Annotated in this window: 21 protein-coding genes; all 21 read left to right on the forward strand. The window is 52.5% G+C overall.

Annotated elements, in window-relative coordinates; translation table 11 throughout:
- Positions 1-137: 137 nt before the first annotated feature.
- Entirely contained in the window at positions 138-314 is a 177-nt protein-coding gene (locus F3F93_RS07230) for a hypothetical protein (protein ID WP_176958505.1), read from the forward strand.
- A gap of 231 nt (positions 315-545) precedes the next feature.
- Positions 546-1,304 (forward strand): MotA/TolQ/ExbB proton channel family protein, encoded by a 759-nt coding sequence (locus tag F3F93_RS07235; protein WP_176958506.1) that lies wholly within the window; start codon positions 546-548, stop codon positions 1,302-1,304.
- Between the two features lie 24 nt (positions 1,305-1,328).
- A complete protein-coding gene (locus tag F3F93_RS07240) occupies positions 1,329-2,102 on the forward strand; it encodes an OmpA family protein (protein ID WP_176958507.1) in 774 nt (257 codons plus the stop codon).
- Positions 2,102-2,800 (forward strand): flagellar motor protein MotB, encoded by a 699-nt coding sequence (locus tag F3F93_RS07245; protein WP_176958508.1) that lies wholly within the window; start codon positions 2,102-2,104, stop codon positions 2,798-2,800. The genes F3F93_RS07240 and F3F93_RS07245 overlap by 1 nt, the downstream gene beginning before the upstream one ends.
- A gap of 48 nt (positions 2,801-2,848) precedes the next feature.
- The gene (locus F3F93_RS07250; protein WP_176958509.1) at positions 2,849-3,370 is read left to right on the forward strand and encodes a flagellar basal body-associated FliL family protein; all 522 of its coding nucleotides are present in this window, start codon (positions 2,849-2,851) and stop codon (positions 3,368-3,370) included.
- A gap of 28 nt (positions 3,371-3,398) precedes the next feature.
- A complete protein-coding gene (locus F3F93_RS07255) occupies positions 3,399-4,391 on the forward strand; it encodes a FliM/FliN family flagellar motor switch protein (protein ID WP_176958510.1) in 993 nt (330 codons plus the stop codon).
- Positions 4,388-4,690, forward strand: a complete 303-nt coding sequence (locus F3F93_RS07260; RefSeq protein ID WP_176958511.1) for a FliM/FliN family flagellar motor switch protein — start codon at positions 4,388-4,390, stop codon at positions 4,688-4,690. The genes F3F93_RS07255 and F3F93_RS07260 overlap by 4 nt, the downstream gene beginning before the upstream one ends.
- A 20-nt stretch (positions 4,691-4,710) precedes the next feature.
- The gene (locus F3F93_RS07265; protein WP_176958512.1) at positions 4,711-5,022 is read left to right on the forward strand and encodes a flagellar biosynthetic protein FliO; all 312 of its coding nucleotides are present in this window, start codon (positions 4,711-4,713) and stop codon (positions 5,020-5,022) included.
- Positions 5,019-5,768: a flagellar type III secretion system pore protein FliP gene (gene fliP / locus F3F93_RS07270; protein WP_176958513.1), complete on the forward strand. Its 750-nt coding sequence runs from the start codon at positions 5,019-5,021 to the stop codon at positions 5,766-5,768. The genes F3F93_RS07265 and fliP overlap by 4 nt, the downstream gene beginning before the upstream one ends.
- Positions 5,769-5,844: 76 nt before the next feature.
- Positions 5,845-6,114 carry a flagellar biosynthesis protein FliQ gene (gene fliQ / locus F3F93_RS07275; RefSeq protein WP_176958514.1) on the forward strand — a complete coding sequence of 90 codons (270 nt, stop codon included), beginning with the start codon at positions 5,845-5,847 and terminating at the stop codon, positions 6,112-6,114.
- A 13-nt stretch (positions 6,115-6,127) separates the two neighbouring features.
- Complete coding sequence (fliR, locus tag F3F93_RS07280) at positions 6,128-6,910, forward strand: flagellar biosynthetic protein FliR (protein ID WP_176958515.1); 783 nt, start codon at positions 6,128-6,130, stop codon at positions 6,908-6,910.
- 9 nt (positions 6,911-6,919) lie between these two features.
- A complete protein-coding gene (gene flhB, locus F3F93_RS07285) occupies positions 6,920-7,990 on the forward strand; it encodes a flagellar biosynthesis protein FlhB (RefSeq protein WP_176958516.1) in 1,071 nt (356 codons plus the stop codon).
- Positions 7,991-8,024: 34 nt separating this feature from the next.
- A complete protein-coding gene (gene flhA / locus F3F93_RS07290; RefSeq protein WP_176958517.1) occupies positions 8,025-10,109 on the forward strand; it encodes a flagellar biosynthesis protein FlhA in 2,085 nt (694 codons plus the stop codon).
- Positions 10,099-11,154: a GTP-binding protein gene (locus F3F93_RS07295; RefSeq protein ID WP_176958518.1), complete on the forward strand. Its 1,056-nt coding sequence runs from the start codon at positions 10,099-10,101 to the stop codon at positions 11,152-11,154. Before flhA ends, F3F93_RS07295 begins: the two co-directional genes overlap by 11 nt.
- Positions 11,151-12,017, forward strand: a complete 867-nt coding sequence (locus F3F93_RS07300; protein WP_176958519.1) for a MinD/ParA family protein — start codon at positions 11,151-11,153, stop codon at positions 12,015-12,017. The genes F3F93_RS07295 and F3F93_RS07300 overlap by 4 nt, the downstream gene beginning before the upstream one ends.
- Complete coding sequence (locus F3F93_RS07305; protein WP_176958520.1) at positions 12,014-12,232, forward strand: hypothetical protein; 219 nt, start codon at positions 12,014-12,016, stop codon at positions 12,230-12,232. Before F3F93_RS07300 ends, F3F93_RS07305 begins: the two co-directional genes overlap by 4 nt.
- Positions 12,229-12,966, forward strand: coding sequence for a FliA/WhiG family RNA polymerase sigma factor (locus tag F3F93_RS07310; RefSeq protein WP_176958521.1), 738 nt, complete (start codon positions 12,229-12,231; stop codon positions 12,964-12,966). The genes F3F93_RS07305 and F3F93_RS07310 overlap by 4 nt, the downstream gene beginning before the upstream one ends.
- A gap of 12 nt (positions 12,967-12,978) precedes the next feature.
- A complete protein-coding gene (locus tag F3F93_RS07315; protein ID WP_176958522.1) occupies positions 12,979-13,455 on the forward strand; it encodes a hypothetical protein in 477 nt (158 codons plus the stop codon).
- Between the two features lie 57 nt (positions 13,456-13,512).
- On the forward strand, positions 13,513-15,141 hold the full coding sequence (locus F3F93_RS07320) for a GGDEF domain-containing phosphodiesterase (protein WP_241697029.1): 1,629 nt from the start codon (positions 13,513-13,515) through the stop codon (positions 15,139-15,141).
- Positions 15,142-15,502: 361 nt separating this feature from the next.
- The gene (locus tag F3F93_RS07325; protein ID WP_176958523.1) at positions 15,503-16,246 is read left to right on the forward strand and encodes a flagellar hook-basal body protein; all 744 of its coding nucleotides are present in this window, start codon (positions 15,503-15,505) and stop codon (positions 16,244-16,246) included.
- 12 nt (positions 16,247-16,258) lie between these two features.
- Complete coding sequence (gene flgG, locus F3F93_RS07330) at positions 16,259-17,047, forward strand: flagellar basal-body rod protein FlgG (RefSeq protein ID WP_176958524.1); 789 nt, start codon at positions 16,259-16,261, stop codon at positions 17,045-17,047.
- Positions 17,048-17,052 lie beyond the last annotated feature (5 nt).

Below are 17,052 nucleotides of genomic sequence, written 5' to 3' on the forward strand. Positions count from 1 at the left end.
CAGGACAATTGTCTCACAACAGAAAGGGGCAAAATCTGCCGCTATCAACTTTTTATTTATGGCGTCAACTGCTAGCCTGCCGCATATAGTGTACCAACAAGGCACACATACCAAAGTTTTGAAGTAGAGGATATGACATGAACGTTGATCAACATTTGAAAGTTGCACAGTGGCACATCGAACAGGCCCGTCTGCACGCCACATCACAGCACGCCTGTGGCTGCCCTGCCAACGAGCACTACCAGAAAATCATTGATGAAGTTGAAGCTGGCACCAAGATCGAAGAAGAGCTGGTCTGCTCAACCGAAAAGTAACGCGACACCAAATCGCTTTTAAAAGCCGCCCCGCAAGGGCGGCTTTTTTTGTCTCTCTCAACCGTGCCTTTGCTCCTGCCAACAACCTGATCCGCCTCTGCTACATACCTCCAGCCACACAAAACCCAATCCGCTCAAAAATTAGCACGCTTCTTGCTAACTTGTGATAAAAGTAAAACGCCCATCGCTATGAAGGGCCATGAATCATAAGACGTCTTGTGGGAGGTTACTGTGGATATTGCAACTCTGATCGGCATTGTAGTCGCATTCGGCCTGGTGGTCAGTGCCATTGGTGGAGGTATCTCAAGTTTCATTGATCCCCCTTCTATGCTTATTGTTATTGGCGGTACGGTCGGCGTACTGCTGGTTGGATATCCTCTTAAAAACTGTATCGGCGTTATCGGCGTGGTCATGAAAACCTTCATGTACAAAGTCGACACCGGGCCTGAAGTGATCAGTAAACTGGTAGAGCTTGCACAGATTGTACGCAAAGACGGAATTTTGGCGCTTGAGAGTGAAGTCAAAACCATCGACAACGCCTTCATGGCCAAAGGGCTGCAGATGGCCATTGACGGCCAGGAGCCTTCAGCCATTGAGGATATCCTCTACATGGAGATGGATAAAGTTTCCGAACGCCACTCCAGGGGTGCAGATATGTTCACCGCCCTTGGCACCTACGCCCCATCGATGGGCATGATCGGTACGCTGGTCGGTCTGGTGTTGATGCTGCAAAACATGAGTGACCCCTCATCGATCGGCCCCTCGATGTCTATCGCACTACTGACAACCTTTTATGGCGCCCTGATGGCCAATATTCTTTTCCTGCCCATGGCAGGCAAGCTCAAGACACGCAGCAAAGAGGAGCTGCTGATTCATGAGATTGTGCTGGTTGGCATTCAATCACTCGTGATTGGTGAGAATCCCCGCATCATGGAGTCCAAACTGCTCGGCTATCTGCCTCCGAAAGAGCGCGTCTCCTCCTTCGAATAAGGCTGTCGACGGGAACCACAAGCCATGGCTAAAAAAGATAAAAAACCGGCACCTCTGCCCTATCCCGCTGATCCGGGTGCAGCTCTGTTTCTGGAGCTGATGATGCAGATGCTGGCCTTCTTTATCCTGCTCACCTCCTACGCGGTGATTGTGGAGGATAAGCGTCTGGCTGCGATGGGCTCACTGGCTGGCACATTCAACCCGATGCCTCGCGGCGCCAACCTCTCTGATGGTGAAGGGCCGGCCCTGCCAACCCGTGATATTGTCGATGGCTCCACCGCACCGAAACGGACCGCCAAAGAATTGACAGACATCTCCAAAGATCTCGGCATGGAGAACTCAGTGCAGGTGTTGCCACTGGATCAGGATACCGTGCAGGTTCGCTTCGATGAACATATCGCCTTCACCTCAGGCGGTGTTGAGCTGGCTGCCGAAGCGATGCCGTTGATTGATCAGTTGGCAAACAGCTTTAAAAAGCCGGAAGTGATCGAAATTCAGGTCGAAGGCCATACCGATGACACACCACTACGTGGCGGCAGCTACCCCTCCAACTGGGAGCTTTCGGCAGCCCGTGCGATGAGTGTGTTCCATGCTCTGGCAGAACGGGGCGTTCCGGTCGGTCGCATGACTGCAGCCGGCATGGGCGACAAACACCCCGTCAAAGATCGACCGGATCTGAGCAGGCGGGTCGATATTACCCTTAAGTTCCGTCCTGTTACAGATGACTCTCCAATCCAGAAAGGCAATATTCAGCAGCTGCAACGTCCGGCGATTGCACCACCACGGAGCTCCTTCTAATGGCCAAGCGGAAAAAGTGGCCGGTCGAATACCAGCCCAACACCGAAGCGTGGATGACCACCTTTGCCGATCTGGTCAGCCTCATGCTCACCTTTTTCATCCTGTTGATCTCCATGTCCACGATGGATAAAACCGGCCTTGCCGATATCGAATCCTCATTCACCAAAGCCGTATCTGTGCTTAACGCCGGTTCAAAAACCGAGCTGCAGATCATGCCGCCCATTGCCATGCAGAAGCTGGTCTCGGCCAAAGAGCTGATGCTGGCCATGCGCCAGAACAGCAAGGCGATGCTGCAAAACAGCACCCTCGAGCACAAAGTGAAGGGCGTCATCATCAAAGATCGTCTCTATCTGCGCATTCCTGACACCACCCTGTTTGAGAAGGGCTCTGCCGAACTTAAGCCGGATCATATTGAAGCACTGAAAAAACTAGCCCAGATGCTGGCTATCACACCGGGAAACATACGCATTCAGGGACATACCAACGAGAATCTTGATCTGGCTGACAGCCAGTTTGCAGACCCCTGGACACTCTCACTGGCCAGAGCGGCATCAGTCTTGCATATACTCGAAGATGAAGGGGTCAATCCGGGGCGTTTGTCTATGGTTGGCTACGGTCCTTCGCAGCCGATTTCGACCGAGGCAACCCCTTTCGGACGCAGTAAAAACCGGCGCGTAGAGATTATGGTTTATAAATAATGGGCGTACATCATAAGTACAACCACACGATGAACGTGGAGGAGCATCATGGCAGATAAAGAGGAAAAGAAAGAGGAAGGCAAATCATCAGGTGGCGGGCTACTTCCGATCATCAATCTTGTGCTGCTGGTGCTGGTGCTTGCCGTGGGTGGATTTATTGCCTGGAAAATGATCAGCATGGACTCAGCCCCCACCAGCAGTGATAAAGCAGCCGTTGAGCAGACTGATGATACCGCCATCCCTGAAGCTGAGGATGAGAGTGATGAGCCACCGGTGCTGATCGACATTGAAAATATCACGGTCAACCTTGCCGATACCGACCAGAGCCGCTTTCTACGTGCCCAGATCAAACTTGAGGTGCGTAACGAAGAGGCAAAGCTGAAGGTTGATGAGAACATGGTTAAAATCAATGACATGATCATCACCATCCTGGCCAGTAAAACATTTGATCAGATCAGAACTCCGCAGGGTAAATATGCCCTGAAAGAGGATCTGATCTACCGTATGAACCGGATTGTCGGTGGTAAGCCGATCAAGAATCTCTACTTCACCGACTTTGTATCACAGTAATGAAAGCGACTGTTAAAAGAGGCCTGGTATGAGTGAACCCATCCTTGCACCGGAGGAGATTGAGGCGCTGATGGCAGAGGTCGGGCCATCTGAGCATGCTGATGCAATTTTTGCCGCTCTGCCTCCGATCAAGCAGCCTGAAAAGGTCGACAAATTTCTCTTTGCTGGCAGCGATGAGGATAGTCCCGAACGATATCCGATGTTTGTTAATCTGCAGGAGCGACTGACCGAGATGCTCGATGAGCAGTGGAAAGAGCTGTTTAGACGCGATATCTCTGTGCATGTGCAGGAGCTTGCCAGCTCTGTTTATAAAGATCTGATCACCACCGATACCCCCCAGGTCTATTTTGTATTTGAAGTAGAAGGCAATGGCCGCATGATGGTCACCTTTGACACCGCCATGATTGTCGCATTCGTTGATGCCATGCTCGGTGGTGATGGCGAGTCCAGTGAAAACCCTCAAACCCTTTCGCCTGTTGAACTCAGGCTCAGCAGGCGCATCGCAGAGAAGATCGGCAACACCCTGAGCAACCTCTGGAAGCCGGTTCAGCCGCTAACATTTGAAGTCTACAAGCTCGACTATGACCCGCAGTTTCTGGCGGTAACCAGTGCGATGGAGAAGTGCTTCTCAACCCTTTTCGATGTAAAAATCAGTGAATCCCAGACAGGTAAGCTCGGCGTACACTACCCACGGCCATTCCTTGAACCGATGCTGGAGAGTCTGCGCGTCACCGTGAGTGATGAACCTTCAGAAACCGACACCGAGTGGACTGATGCCCTGATGGATCGCCTCTCAAGCACACCTGCCTCCCTGCGCTTTGAGCTCGATCGCTGCCAGATCAATATCGGCACATTTCTGGCACTCAAGCCGGGAGACTTTTTACCCATCAAAACCAAAGCCAATGACCCCTGCAAACTGTGGATTGAAGATATCCCCATCTTCAAGGCCCGCCCCGGTGAAAGCGACGGCGTACTGGCTGCAGAGCTTATAGAACCCATTCATTCCGGAGGTAAGTCATGACTGATGAACCACATACTGCTGAAGCAGACAACGCTCAAAAAGCCAACCTTGAGGCTATTATGCATGTGCCTCTGGAGATCAGCGTGGAGCTGGGGCGCATTCAGCTGCCGCTGCATGTTATCGCCCGCATGAACAGAGGCATGGTGATCGAGATGAACAAGGACGCCAATGCAGAGGTTCAGATCCTGGCCAACGGCAGCATCTTCGCTAAAGGTGAGGTTGTTTCAACCGGTGACAAACTCGGTGTACGCATCACCGAAATCGTTCCTGCCTCAGCCCGTATCGACACGCTCTCCTGAAACCATCCCTGCGCTGAACCATGGACACAAACCTCATTTCGATGGTCTTACAATCGCTGCTGGCACTAGCAGCGGTGTTAGGGCTGTTTGCCCTGATGATCTGGGGTATGAAACGTTTTCAGCTGCATACAGGCGGCCCTGTTCAGCGTGACTTCAAGGTTGTTCAGCGTATCCATATTGATAACAAAAACAGCATCATCGAGGTGCGCCATCGCGGCGTTCACTATCTGCTCGGCCTCTCTCCCGGAGGCATGACCCAGTTGCGGGCAGAAGATGCCCTGCCTGCAAGCAGCCAGATCAACGAATCCACTGCCGAGAAGAAGGTTTCATGAAAAAAGAGCTACTGCTACTACCGCTGATCCCTGCTGCGCTTATTTTCCCTCAGCTGGTCGCTGCGGCTGATATTCCAACCCTCTCATTAAGTCTCGGTGAGGCAGAAGATCCGGATTCATGGTTCACCGGTCTGAAGATTATTGCACTGATGACAGTGCTGACTCTGGCCCCCTCCATTCTGGTGATGATGACATCCTTCACACGTGTACTGATTGTATTTGCCTTCCTGCGTCAGGCGCTGGGAACCCAGCAGTCCCCACCCAACCAGATTCTTGTTGGCCTGGCTCTTTTTCTTACCCTGTTCATTATGATGCCAGTGTGGCAAAAAATTGACACAGAGGCATTGACTCCCTATCTCAATGAAGAGATCAATCAGTCTGTTGCTGTCGATCGTGGCATAGCTCCGCTACACCATTTTATGATGAATCAAACCCGCGAAGATGATCTGATCCTGTTCCTCAATGCAGCCAAACTGGAGAAGCCGGAAAAGGTTGAGGATATGCCACTGCATGTGCTTATCCCCTCGTTTGTCATCAGTGAGCTGCGCACTGCTTTTGAGATCGGCTTTCTTATCTATATCCCCTTTGTTGTGCTTGATCTGGTGGTAGCCAGCGTATTGATGAGTATGGGTATGATGATGCTACCCCCCATCATGATCTCACTGCCGTTGAAAATTATTCTTTTCGTACTGGTCGATGGTTGGCATCTGATCACTGCCAATTTATTGGCAAGTTTCAAATTCTGATCGCTATAACCAGCCAATAGTCGACAATAAAAGCGAAATTCAGCTTTGGCCCCTGCCTTGCTTTTAAAGGTTTATTATGGGACCTGATTCAGTTATTCAGATAGGAAGTGAAGCCATTAAAATGGTGCTGCTGATCTCCATGCCGATGCTCGGTGTGGCACTGGTTGTCGGTATCGCCATCTCCCTGTTTCAGGCCGTTACACAGATTCAGGAGATGACCCTGACCTTTGTTCCCAAAATTATTGCCGTATTTGCAGCCATTATCTTTGCTGCCCCCTGGATGACGGAGAGGATGGTAAGCTTCACACAGAACCTGTTTGCCATGATTCCCAACCTCACCAACTGACCGGATTTAAGCGATGAATCTCCCCTGGCCTGAAATCGAACAGATTACCGTCGGCCTGCTCATTCTCCTGCGTGTAGGCGCCCTGGTGATCTTTCTGCCGGTACTGGGTCACCAACTGGTGCCACAGCAGGTAAAAGTCGGCTTGATTGTTCTGTTGAGTATTATCATCTATCCGATTGTCTCAGGCAGCGTCACGCTGATCCCGCTTGATCCGATTGCCTTCGGTGCCATTGCCATTCAGGAGATTCTGATTGCCGGTGCCATTGCCCTGTTCGGTCAGCTGATCTTTGCATCAGCTCAGTTTGCCGGTCAGCTCATCAGCTTCCAGATGGGTATGACCGTGGCCAATGTGTTTGATCCGACCACGCACAGTCAGCAGTCGGTTATCGGCCAGCTGGCCATGACACTGGCCATGCTGTTATGGGTTACAGTTGGCGCCCACTACATCTTTATCAGTGCCCTGATTGAGTCCTTCAGACTCTTCCCCATTGATCAGCCCTGGTCATTTCCCGGCCTGCTTGCACTCACCGATGCTGCGGCAGCAATGTTTGTACTCTCCCTTAAAATTGCCGCTCCGATCATGTTGCTGCTCACCTTTGTCTATATCGCGCTGGGTCTGGTCTCGCGTGCCGTACCACAGATTCAGGTCTTTTTTGTCAGCTTCCCGCTTACTGTCGGTCTGGGGCTTCTCGCCTTCGGTATCGGCATGCCCGCCTTCATCTACCTGATGCACAACGCCTATGAGTCACTTGCTATGCAGGTGCCCATGTTTTTACGCCATCTGAGCGGCATATAAGGAGCCCTGATGGCTGAAGAACAGGATAAGAGTCAACAGACCGAAGAGGCATCTCCGAAGAAAATCGAAGATGCCCGAAAAAAAGGTCAGGTACCCAACAGTAAGGAGCCATCCACGGCCATCACTTTTCTCACCCTCAGTCTGATTGTCGTTACCGGACTCGGCAGTTTTCTCGGCAATGCCATGATGGAGCTGATGCAGTTCCATCTGTCGGGGCAATCACACCTGGATGCCACCGGCGAAGGGGTACAGGCGCTGCTGATTATGGCCGGTGCTGATATCGCCACCATTGTACTGCCTATTGCCATCCCCATTGTCATGCTGGGTGTTCTGGTCACCTTCATGGTGGCAGGGCCTGTATTCACCTTTGAGACCCTGAAACCGAAAATGGAGAAGATAAGCCCGATGAAGGGCTTTAAGCGCCTCTTCTCCACCAAATCACTGGCTGAATTCATCAAATCGGTTCTCAAAATGGTCGTTATCGGCGTTGCCTGTGCCACCGTGGTTGAAGGTTTATATGATGAGATCCAGCGCTCCTCATTCAAGGATCCCGAAGCGATCGCGGCACTGGCGATCGATGGCGGCATCCAGATTGTGACGCTGGCCGCCATTATTTTCTTCTTTATCGCACTTGCCGATGTGCTCTATCAGCGCTGGGAGCATATGAAATCGATGCGCATGTCCAAGAAGGAGATCCGTGATGAGCATAAGGAGCAGGAGGGTGATCCGCAGCTGAAATCGAAGATCCGTCAGATACAGATGCAGCAGGCCCATAACCGTATGATGTCGGATGTGCCCAATGCTGACGTGGTTATTACCAACCCTACCCGTCTGGCCATTGCCCTCTCCTATAAACCAGGAACACCCGGAGCACCGAAGGTTCTGGCCATGGGCAAAGGCCATATCGCGGCAAAAATCAGAGAGATCGCACAGGAAAATCACATTCCGATGCGCGAAAACAAGCCTTTGGCAAGATCCTTGTTTAAGCAGGTAAGGGTTGGCGATGAAATTCCAGAGGAGATGTTTGAAGCCGTCGCCATTCTGCTTGCGGAGATCTTCCGTCTGAAGCAGAGATATTGAGACGTTTGAGCGCAATAGAGGAGAAACTGAGCAGATGCAAAAAACTGCAGCATTAACATTACAGAAGATCGGCAGACAGCCGGACCTGCTGCTGGCCATCGGTGTGCTCGGCATTCTGCTGGTAATGATGGTGCCGATGCCACTCTGGCTGATGGATGTGCTGCTGGCCGCCAACATCACCATCGGCATCCTGATTCTGCTCACCTCCATCTATGTGTTGAAGCCACTGGAGTTCTCGGTCTTCCCGTCCCTGCTGCTCTTAACCACCCTCTTCAGGCTGTCGCTGAACGTTGCCACAACACGTCTCATCCTGCTGCACGGGCAGGAGGGCCCTGCCGCTGCAGGCCATGTTATTGAAGGCTTTGGCCACTTTGTCGTCGGTGGTAATACCGTTGTCGGCCTGATCATTTTCATCATTCTGGTACTGATCAACTTTGTCGTTATCTCCAAAGGCTCCACACGTATTGCCGAGGTGGCTGCCCGCTTCACCCTCGATGCGATGCCCGGCAAACAGATGGCCATTGATGCAGACATGAATGCAGGTCTGATCAACGAGGCGGAAGCGCGCAAGCGGCGTGAAAATGTTGCTCGTGAGGCAGAGTTCTACGGTGCTATGGATGGTGCATCCAAGTTTGTACGCGGTGATGCTGTGGCCGGTCTGATCATCACCATGATCAACCTGATTGGCGGCCTGATTATCGGTGTGATGCAGCATGGCATGCCGATCTCCGATGCGATGTCAGTATTCAGCCTTTTGACGGTAGGTGACGGTCTGGTGTCACAAATCCCCGCTCTGGTGATCTCCACCGCGGCAGGTATCATCATTACCCGTGCCAGTAGCAACAAGGCACTGCCATTCGAACTTAAAACACAGTTCACCAACCATCCCAAGGTACATTTTGTCGCCAGTGGTGCCCTGCTGATGATGAGTCTGGTGCCCGGTCTGCCATTTCTGCCATTTCTCGTGCTTGCACTCGGACTCGGTGCCAGTGGCTGGTATCTGCATCTGGGAGAGCAGCAGCGCGAACTGATGCCTGTGGCTGAAGAGGTCACAGAGGTTGCCGAACCGACACCTGAACAGGTACTCGATGAACTGCTGGTTGAAGACCCGATCCGCCTTGAGATCGGTTATGGCCTGATCGACATGGTTGAGAACAGCCGCGAAGGTAATCTTCTTGATCGCATGAAAAAGGTGCGCCGTCAGATCACTCAGGAGATCGGTTTTGTACTGCCTCCTGTGCATATCAAGGATAACCTGCAGCTGGGTGTCTCCGATTATCAGATTCTCATTCGCGGTGCTGTGGTGGGCAAAGGTGAGGTTCGGCCCCGCAACCTGCTGGCTCTGGAGAGTCAGATTACCGGCCCCGCTGTTGAGGGTATTGCAACACAGGAGCCGGCCTTCGGTCTGCCTGCGGTGTGGATTTCAGAAGATAAGCGGCAACAGGCTGAACTCTCGGGTTACACCGTGGTTGAGCCATCAACCGTTATTATCACCCACCTGACTGAACTGCTGCGCTCCCAGGCCTCTGAGATGCTCGATCGCACGCAGGTGCATGAGCTGCTTGATAAATTTTCACAGCGGCATCCGAAAGTGGTTGAAGAGATCGTACCGGCACAGGTGTCGGTTGGTCTGCTGCAGAATGTACTGCAACAGCTGCTGGCAGAGTGGGTACCGATTCGCGATCTGATGATTATCCTCGAATCACTCTCCGACAGCTCCGGCGGCAACAACTCGCTGGATGATATGATAGAGAAGGTTCGTGTTCGCCTTGGCCGCACCATTACACAGCGTTACCTCAATGCTCAGGGCGAGCTCAACGTATTCATGCTTGATGGCGAGCTGGAGCAGCGCATGACAGAGCGCGTCATGCAGCAACCGGGCTGGTCACTGCCGCTGGATATGGCGGAGTGGCAACGCTTTATCTCTCGCCTGAATGAGATCACCATGCAGTATGATGTGGATATTCCGGTGCTGCTGACCACGCCGCAGATCCGCTCCCATCTCTCACAATCACTGCGCAAAGTGATGACCCGGATTGTTGTACTCTCAATTACCGAAATCCCGCCACAGACCAATGTCCAGTCGCTGGCAAAAGTGAGCCTCTACGATGCGCATTAAGGTCTTCTCCGCCCCTCACCTGCATGAGGCACTGGCCAAGGTACGCCAGAATATGGGTCCTGAGGCCCTGATCCTTGACCGTCAGCAAACCACCGATGCCGCAGGTGGCAGCCTCTGGCATGTACATGCCGCGCTCGACAATGTGGCACCACCGAAAAAAGAGAAGGTGGAGCTTAAAAAGCCGGCAACTGAAACTGCTCCACAACCAAACCATGCAGATGAGACCCTCAAACGCCTTGAACGCATTGTTGAAGGCTTGGGCAACAAGGAGTCGGCAAGCCTGCGCACATCCCTGCCTTCTGCCAAAGATCAGGAGGCATTTGATCAGCTGATCCGCCTCGGCATATCAGCCTCTCACGCCTTTGATATGGCCAACGACTTTTCGCATCACAAAGCGATCAGCTTTAAAGCGCTGCGCTGGAGCAGACGTATCAATCCGGAGGAGCAGAACAGCTCTATCCTCTTCACCGGCCCTACCGGCAGCGGTAAAACCACGCTGATTGCCAAGCTGGCCGCCCACTACAGTCTTAAAGGCATCCGCGTCGCACTGGTTAGCACCGATACCGAACGCATGGGCGGCCTGGAGATGCTAAAGAGCTACGCCAACACCCTCGGCATCCCCTTTTTCGCAGTCAGAAAGAGAGAAGATGCTGAAAAGGTGCTGCAAAAAACACAATCGGCACAACTCCTGCTAATAGACACTGAAGGCTGGAGCCCACGCCGCGATGTCTGCCTGAAAAGACAATCGCCACTGTGGAGCGAATTGAACTGTACACGTCGTATTATGGTTATTCCGGCCAATATGGATGAGGAGGATGGCATGCAGCAACTGACCCATCATGGGAGCACAGCCCTGACGGATATCGCCTTCACCAAACTCGATGAGACCCGTACGCCCGGTAAAGTGGTAAACTGGTCCATCGCCGGTGATCTGCCGATGAGTTACTGCAGCTTTGGTCCAGAGGTGCCTGAACAGATGGGCTGGCTTACAGCGCATGCACTAACCACCCTGCTCAGCAAAAATGAGAGGGGCATGGCAGCATGAACGCTTCTGCACTAAAAAGCGCAAGCCCACGCGTCATCTCGGTCAGTAGTGGCAAAGGTGGCGTTGGCAAAACATTTATGACGGTGCATCTGGCTGCACAGGCGGCCCGCAATGGTTTGAAGGTACTGGTCATCGATGCCGATCTGGGATTGGCCAACGTTGATGTGATGCTTGGCATTCACACCACCGGCACGGTACGCGACCTGCTTACTGAGGGCGCTGTTCTTGACGATCTTATTGTCCACTGTCCTCAGGGTTTTGACGTTCTGCCAGGTGGCAGCGGCATCTATGAACTGACCAGCCTCAATACCGGTGAACAGCAGCTGATTCTCGATACGCTGCGTGATGCAGGCCATCTCTATGATCTGATTCTGATCGATACAGCCGCTGGCATCGGCGACAATGTACTCTACTTTGCTTCCGCCTCTGAGACCGCGCTTGTGGTACTCACCCCTGATCCGACCTCACTGACGGATGCCTATGCACTGATCAAGGTGCTCTCGCAGCAGCGCGATGTACACCGCTTTATGGTACTGGTGAATCAGACCGATGAGATCGAAGGCCACATCACCTTTAAACGCCTGCTCTCAGTGACTGACCGTTACCTCGACGTCTATCTCGATTTTGTCGGTTATGTGCCGCAGCACCCGTCGGTACGCAAAGCGATCCAGCAGCAGCGACTGCTCACCGACATGGACAGTGCTGTCGGCCCGCATCTGAACAGACTGTTCGACAAACTACTGGATCGTCCGCGTGACACCTCTCGCTCCAGCGGCCTGCAATTTTTCTGGGAGCACTCTCTGGCCTCTACGCTGGACGATAACCCCGGCGATACCATGCAGGCCCAGGGAGCCTCACAATGACACCAACGCACGCCGCCACTTCGGGCGCACTGATCGGGCTGATGCTCGGCATCGCCATCTGCCTGATTCAGGCGATCCCCATTACCGATGCACTGTTACGCATCGCCATTCTTACTTTTGTCGGCGCCTGGATGGGGCTGCTACTGGCCTGGCTGAATCAGCTGCTGCCAAACAAACAAGACGATAACAAGGGACATCGAGATACAGGAATATGACCGCCAATCCACAATATGCGCACGTTTCTGCTCCAACTCCGGATGAGCTGCTGGAGGAGTATCTGCCTCTGGTGCGTTACCACGCCGATCAGCTGATGCGCCGTACACCCGACTCCATTGAGCTGGATGATCTGATCAATGCCGGTGTTCTCGGGCTGCTTGACGGAGCCCAGCGCTTTGATCATAACCGGGAAGTGCAGTTCAAAACATTTGTCTCCTACCGTGTGCGCGGTGCGATGATTGATTATCTGCGGGCTTTTGACTGGATGCCGCGTGGTCTGCGCGATCATGCCAAGGAGATGCAGGTCGCGTTTCATGAACTTGAGCAGCAGTATGGCAGGCCTGCAGATGAGATTGAAATTGCCAAACATCTCGGCATTACACTCGATGAGTATCGCCTGCGTCTGAATCAGGTGCGCAGCATGTCTGTGGTTCACTTTGATGATCTGCCCATCACCGGTAATCAGGATGAAGATCTGAGTATTCTTGAAACCCTTGAAGGCGACCCCATGCTGATGCCTGAGTCGCAAAACAGCATGTTGCAGTTTGTCAGCATGCTGGCTGAGGCGATCTCGGCACTGCCGCCACGTGAAAACATTCTGATCACCCTCTACTACTACGAAGAGCTCACCATGAAAGAGGTTGCGCTGATTCTGGGACTGACCGAGTCACGTGTCTCACAGCTTCACTCACAAATGGTGCTGCGCCTGCGTAGCCTGATGAATCTCGAGTAGGTCTGTAATTTCATGGAAACAACACTATCCGACATCATGAGCAACAATGGCCAGATGATCAGCCTGCTTATCGATATTGCCGTCATAGCCGGGCTGTTTGCGCTCTGGCTGGTCTGGTACAGAAACGGCAACCGCCAGAAAAAGCTTGAGCAGTTGCTGGCTGAGACCGCCCGTCAGCTTGATGAGGCCACGCAGCATCTGAATCAGGCCACACTGATGATTGAACAGCTCAAGCGGCAGGAGGAGAAACCGCGCAGCGCAGAGCCTGAAGCTTACCGGGAGCCCGTCCAGAAACCGGTTCGCAACAGCCCGGCCAGAGCGCAGGAGCCGCCAGCCAAACTGCCACCGGAGAACAGTACCCAGGCAACCATGGTGCTGCGCATGCACCGCGAAGGCGAAGAGCCCGAAGCCATTGCTGACCGGCTCGATATCCCGCTGGCACAGGTCAAACTCCTACTAAAGCTCTATGCCTCAAAATCAGCTGCATAGTAGTGCCATGAAAGCAGGCTTTTACATCAGCAACCATTGCCGGAACGGATATCTTCTTTGAACGCCCCTACCGACGCAACGGCGGTTCTGCTTACTGACAGCAACTCCCGGATCACCCGTATCAATCCTGCATTTACTGCATTAACCGGATATGCGGCTGAAGATGTAATCGGGCAGCGTTCAGCAACAGTCTACCTTCCTGCAGAGAACGAACCTGCCCATAGCTGCGTGGAACTTGAGACACTTAAGGAAAAAGGCATATGGAGTGGCAACATCACCCTGAAACATGCCAGTGGCAAGATCATCAACGGGCTGCAGACCACCGTCTCCATCGACAATGAGGCCGGAGAGATCTCCCACTTTATCCATATCATTCAACCCCCGGAGTCTATGCCAGGGGAGCATCATCAAAAGAGCCAGCTGCCCAATCGTCAGCTGTTTAAAGAGGTGTTATCACAGGAGCTGAAAAACGCCCGCCGTAAACAGACCCAGCTTGGCGTGCTGTTGATAGATGTCGATCACTTTAAGGTAATCAATAATTTCCTCGGCTTTGAAAAAGGTGATGAACTGCTGCAGATGATTTCCGAGCGCCTGAATAAGCAGCTGCGCGGCAATGATCTGCTGGCCAGCCTTGGCAGCAACCAGTTTGCCGTGCTGCTGCCCGAGCTCGCCCACCCTGAAGATGCAAGCATCGTTACCCGCAAGCTGATGAAAACACTCGAACGTGCATTTCAGATTGGCGGACAGGATGTTGTAGTCACCTTAAGTACCGGTATCGTCATCTTCCCCGGTGACGGCGACAATAGCGAATCACTTCTGCAACACGCCGAGAAATCGATGTACGACGTTAAAGCCGCAGGCCGTAACGGCTATCAATTCTTCGAAGCATCCATTCATAACTCTGCACTCAATCGTCTGAGCATGGAAAGTGAGATGCGCAAGGCGATCGAACGCGAAGAGTTTGTGCTCTTTTACCAGCCACAGATCGATATTGAGAGTGGTTTGGTTGTCGGCATGGAGTCACTGATCCGCTGGATACATCCTGAAAAAGGCATGGTTCCCCCCTTCCACTTTATCCCGATTGCCGAAGAGACCGGCCTGATCGGCCCGATTGGTGAGTGGGTTATTTATGAGGCGTGCCGCCAGACCAAAGCCTGGCAGGAGGCCGGTGTGGGTGGCCTGAAAGTCGCCGTCAATCTCTCAGGTCGCCAGTTCACCGACAAACAGCTGCTTGAGAAGATCGCCACAACGCTTAAACAGACCGGACTGGCGCCGGATTACCTTGAGCTGGAGATCACCGAAAGCACCATCATGAATGATATCGAGAGCACCATTAAGGTGCTGGAGGAACTCTCAGAGATGGGCATGGCACTGGCCATTGATGACTTCGGTACCGGTTACTCCTCACTGAGTTATCTCAAACGCTTCCCCATCAATAAACTGAAGATCGATAAATCGTTTATCGATGATGTGATCACCAGTGATGACGATGCCACCATTGTTGCGGCCATTATCGGCCTCTCACACAACCTCAAACTCAATGTCATCTGCGAAGGCGTTGAAGACATTGATCAGCTTCACTGGCTGAAAGAGAACAAGTGTAATGAGATCCAGGGATACTTCTTCAGTAAGCCGCTTCCAGCCGATGAGTTCGAAGCCTTCGTCCGCGAAAGAAACGGCCTCTAAACCCCAGCGCCTTTAACATCTGCTTCCGTTTACTCACGGCTGAGGGAAATAAACAGCTCCTCCAGGCATCTTGCCGGAAACACCTTTGATTAATATTTGATTCTTATTTTGTTTAAAGTCAAATAACAAAAGGTCGCGTTGAGCCTCCCCCGAATGGGGGACAATTCAGCACTAATCAACATCCCACAAACAGGAAAAATTGTTCCATTCAAAGCGGAAAAAAGTTCCCCTTTGCACATATGGAATGTTTTTCCATGCTATATAAACCATTGATATATATTAACTTTTTAAGAACTACACGAGTGGCAAGCTTTATGCAATAGATAGGCAGGTAATAAAGGTAAAGGCAGGAGACATTATAATGAATGTAGGTTTTTTCATCTCAGGCATTGCCGGGCAGATGCAGCAGAACAAGCTCGATGGCTTGAGTCATAACCTGGCCAATGTGAATACAGTTGGATACCGCGAAGACAGAACATCGTTCTCTTCCCAGTTCTCCAGCAAGATCGGCCGCGAAGGTCAGCCGGATAAAACTTCGGCCTCATCACTCTCACTGAACAAACAGTACATCAGCACGCAGGCCGGCACGATTCACCAGACCGGCAACGAGTCCGATTTCGCTATTCAGGGCAACGGCTACTTCCGTGTGCAGATGCAGGATGGCAGCGAGGCACTGACCCGGGCAGGCAACTTCAAACTCAGCTCAGAAGGCGGTCTGGTAACCCAGAACGACCTGCCGGTGCTGGATAACGGTGGTAGCCCTATCACTCTGCCGGTCGGCTCCATCAGCGCCACCAAAGACGGAACCATCTATGTCGATGGTCAGGCGGCCTCACAATTCGGTATCGCTTCGATCATTGATGAGCGTCAAATCCAGAAGTTCGAAGGCGTTCTGATCAAGACGGCCAAGGCCAACATCGGCGAGACAGATGCCAATGTATCGATCCACAACGGTGCAGTTGAAGGCTCAAACGTCAACTCCATTCTGGCTATGGCTGAACTGGTCGAGACCATGCGTGGATACGAATCAATGATGAAAGTAGTAGAACAATATAATCAACAGGCCGGACTGCTTAGCGACAGAGTCGGCGTAGTACAGGGTTAAGGGAGTTTAGTTATGATGCGAGCACTTTGGACAGCCTCAACAGGTATGGCAGCACAGAGCCTGAACGTGGATGTCATATCCAATAATATTGCCAACGTAAACACCAACGGCTTTAAACGCGGCCGTGCAGCCTTTCAGGATCTGATGTATCAACAGGTCAAGGCGCCCGGCTCAGAAGCCAGTTCAGCAGGTACTCAGCTACCTACCGGTATTCAGGTGGGTCTGGGTGTACGCACTGCAGGTGTAGCCAGCATCTTCTCCGAAGGCAGCTTCCAGCAGACCGATAATCCGCTCGATCTGACCATTCAGGGGCGAGGCTTCTTCCAGATTCAGACACCGAACGGTGATACCGCCTATACCCGTGCAGGATCATTCAGTATTGATGCACAGGGCCAGCTGGTTACCCACAATGGTGATCTGGTTCAGCCCGGTATCACTGTGCCATCGGATGCACAGACCATTCAGGTCTCTGCCGATGGTACCGTCTCTGCCGTGCAGCCCGGTGGCATTCAGACTGTCCTCGGCCAGATTCAGATTGCAGATTTTATCAATCCGTCAGGCCTTACCCACCTGGGCTCCAACCTCTTCCAGGTAAGCAATGCATCAGGTGAACCCACCATCGGCAACCCCAATGAAAACGGTCTTGGCTCTATCGGCCAGGGCATGCTGGAGATGTCTAACGTCAGCATGGTTGAAGAGATGGTCAATCTGATTGCCGGTCAACGGGCTTACGAAATGAACTCCAAAGCGATCCAGGCTGCTGATGAGATGCTGCAGACTGCGAATAACGTGAGGAGGTAATTACC

It is taken from the genome of Mariprofundus sp. KV (assembly GCF_013387475.1).
Taxonomy (GTDB): domain Bacteria; phylum Pseudomonadota; class Zetaproteobacteria; order Mariprofundales; family Mariprofundaceae; genus Mariprofundus.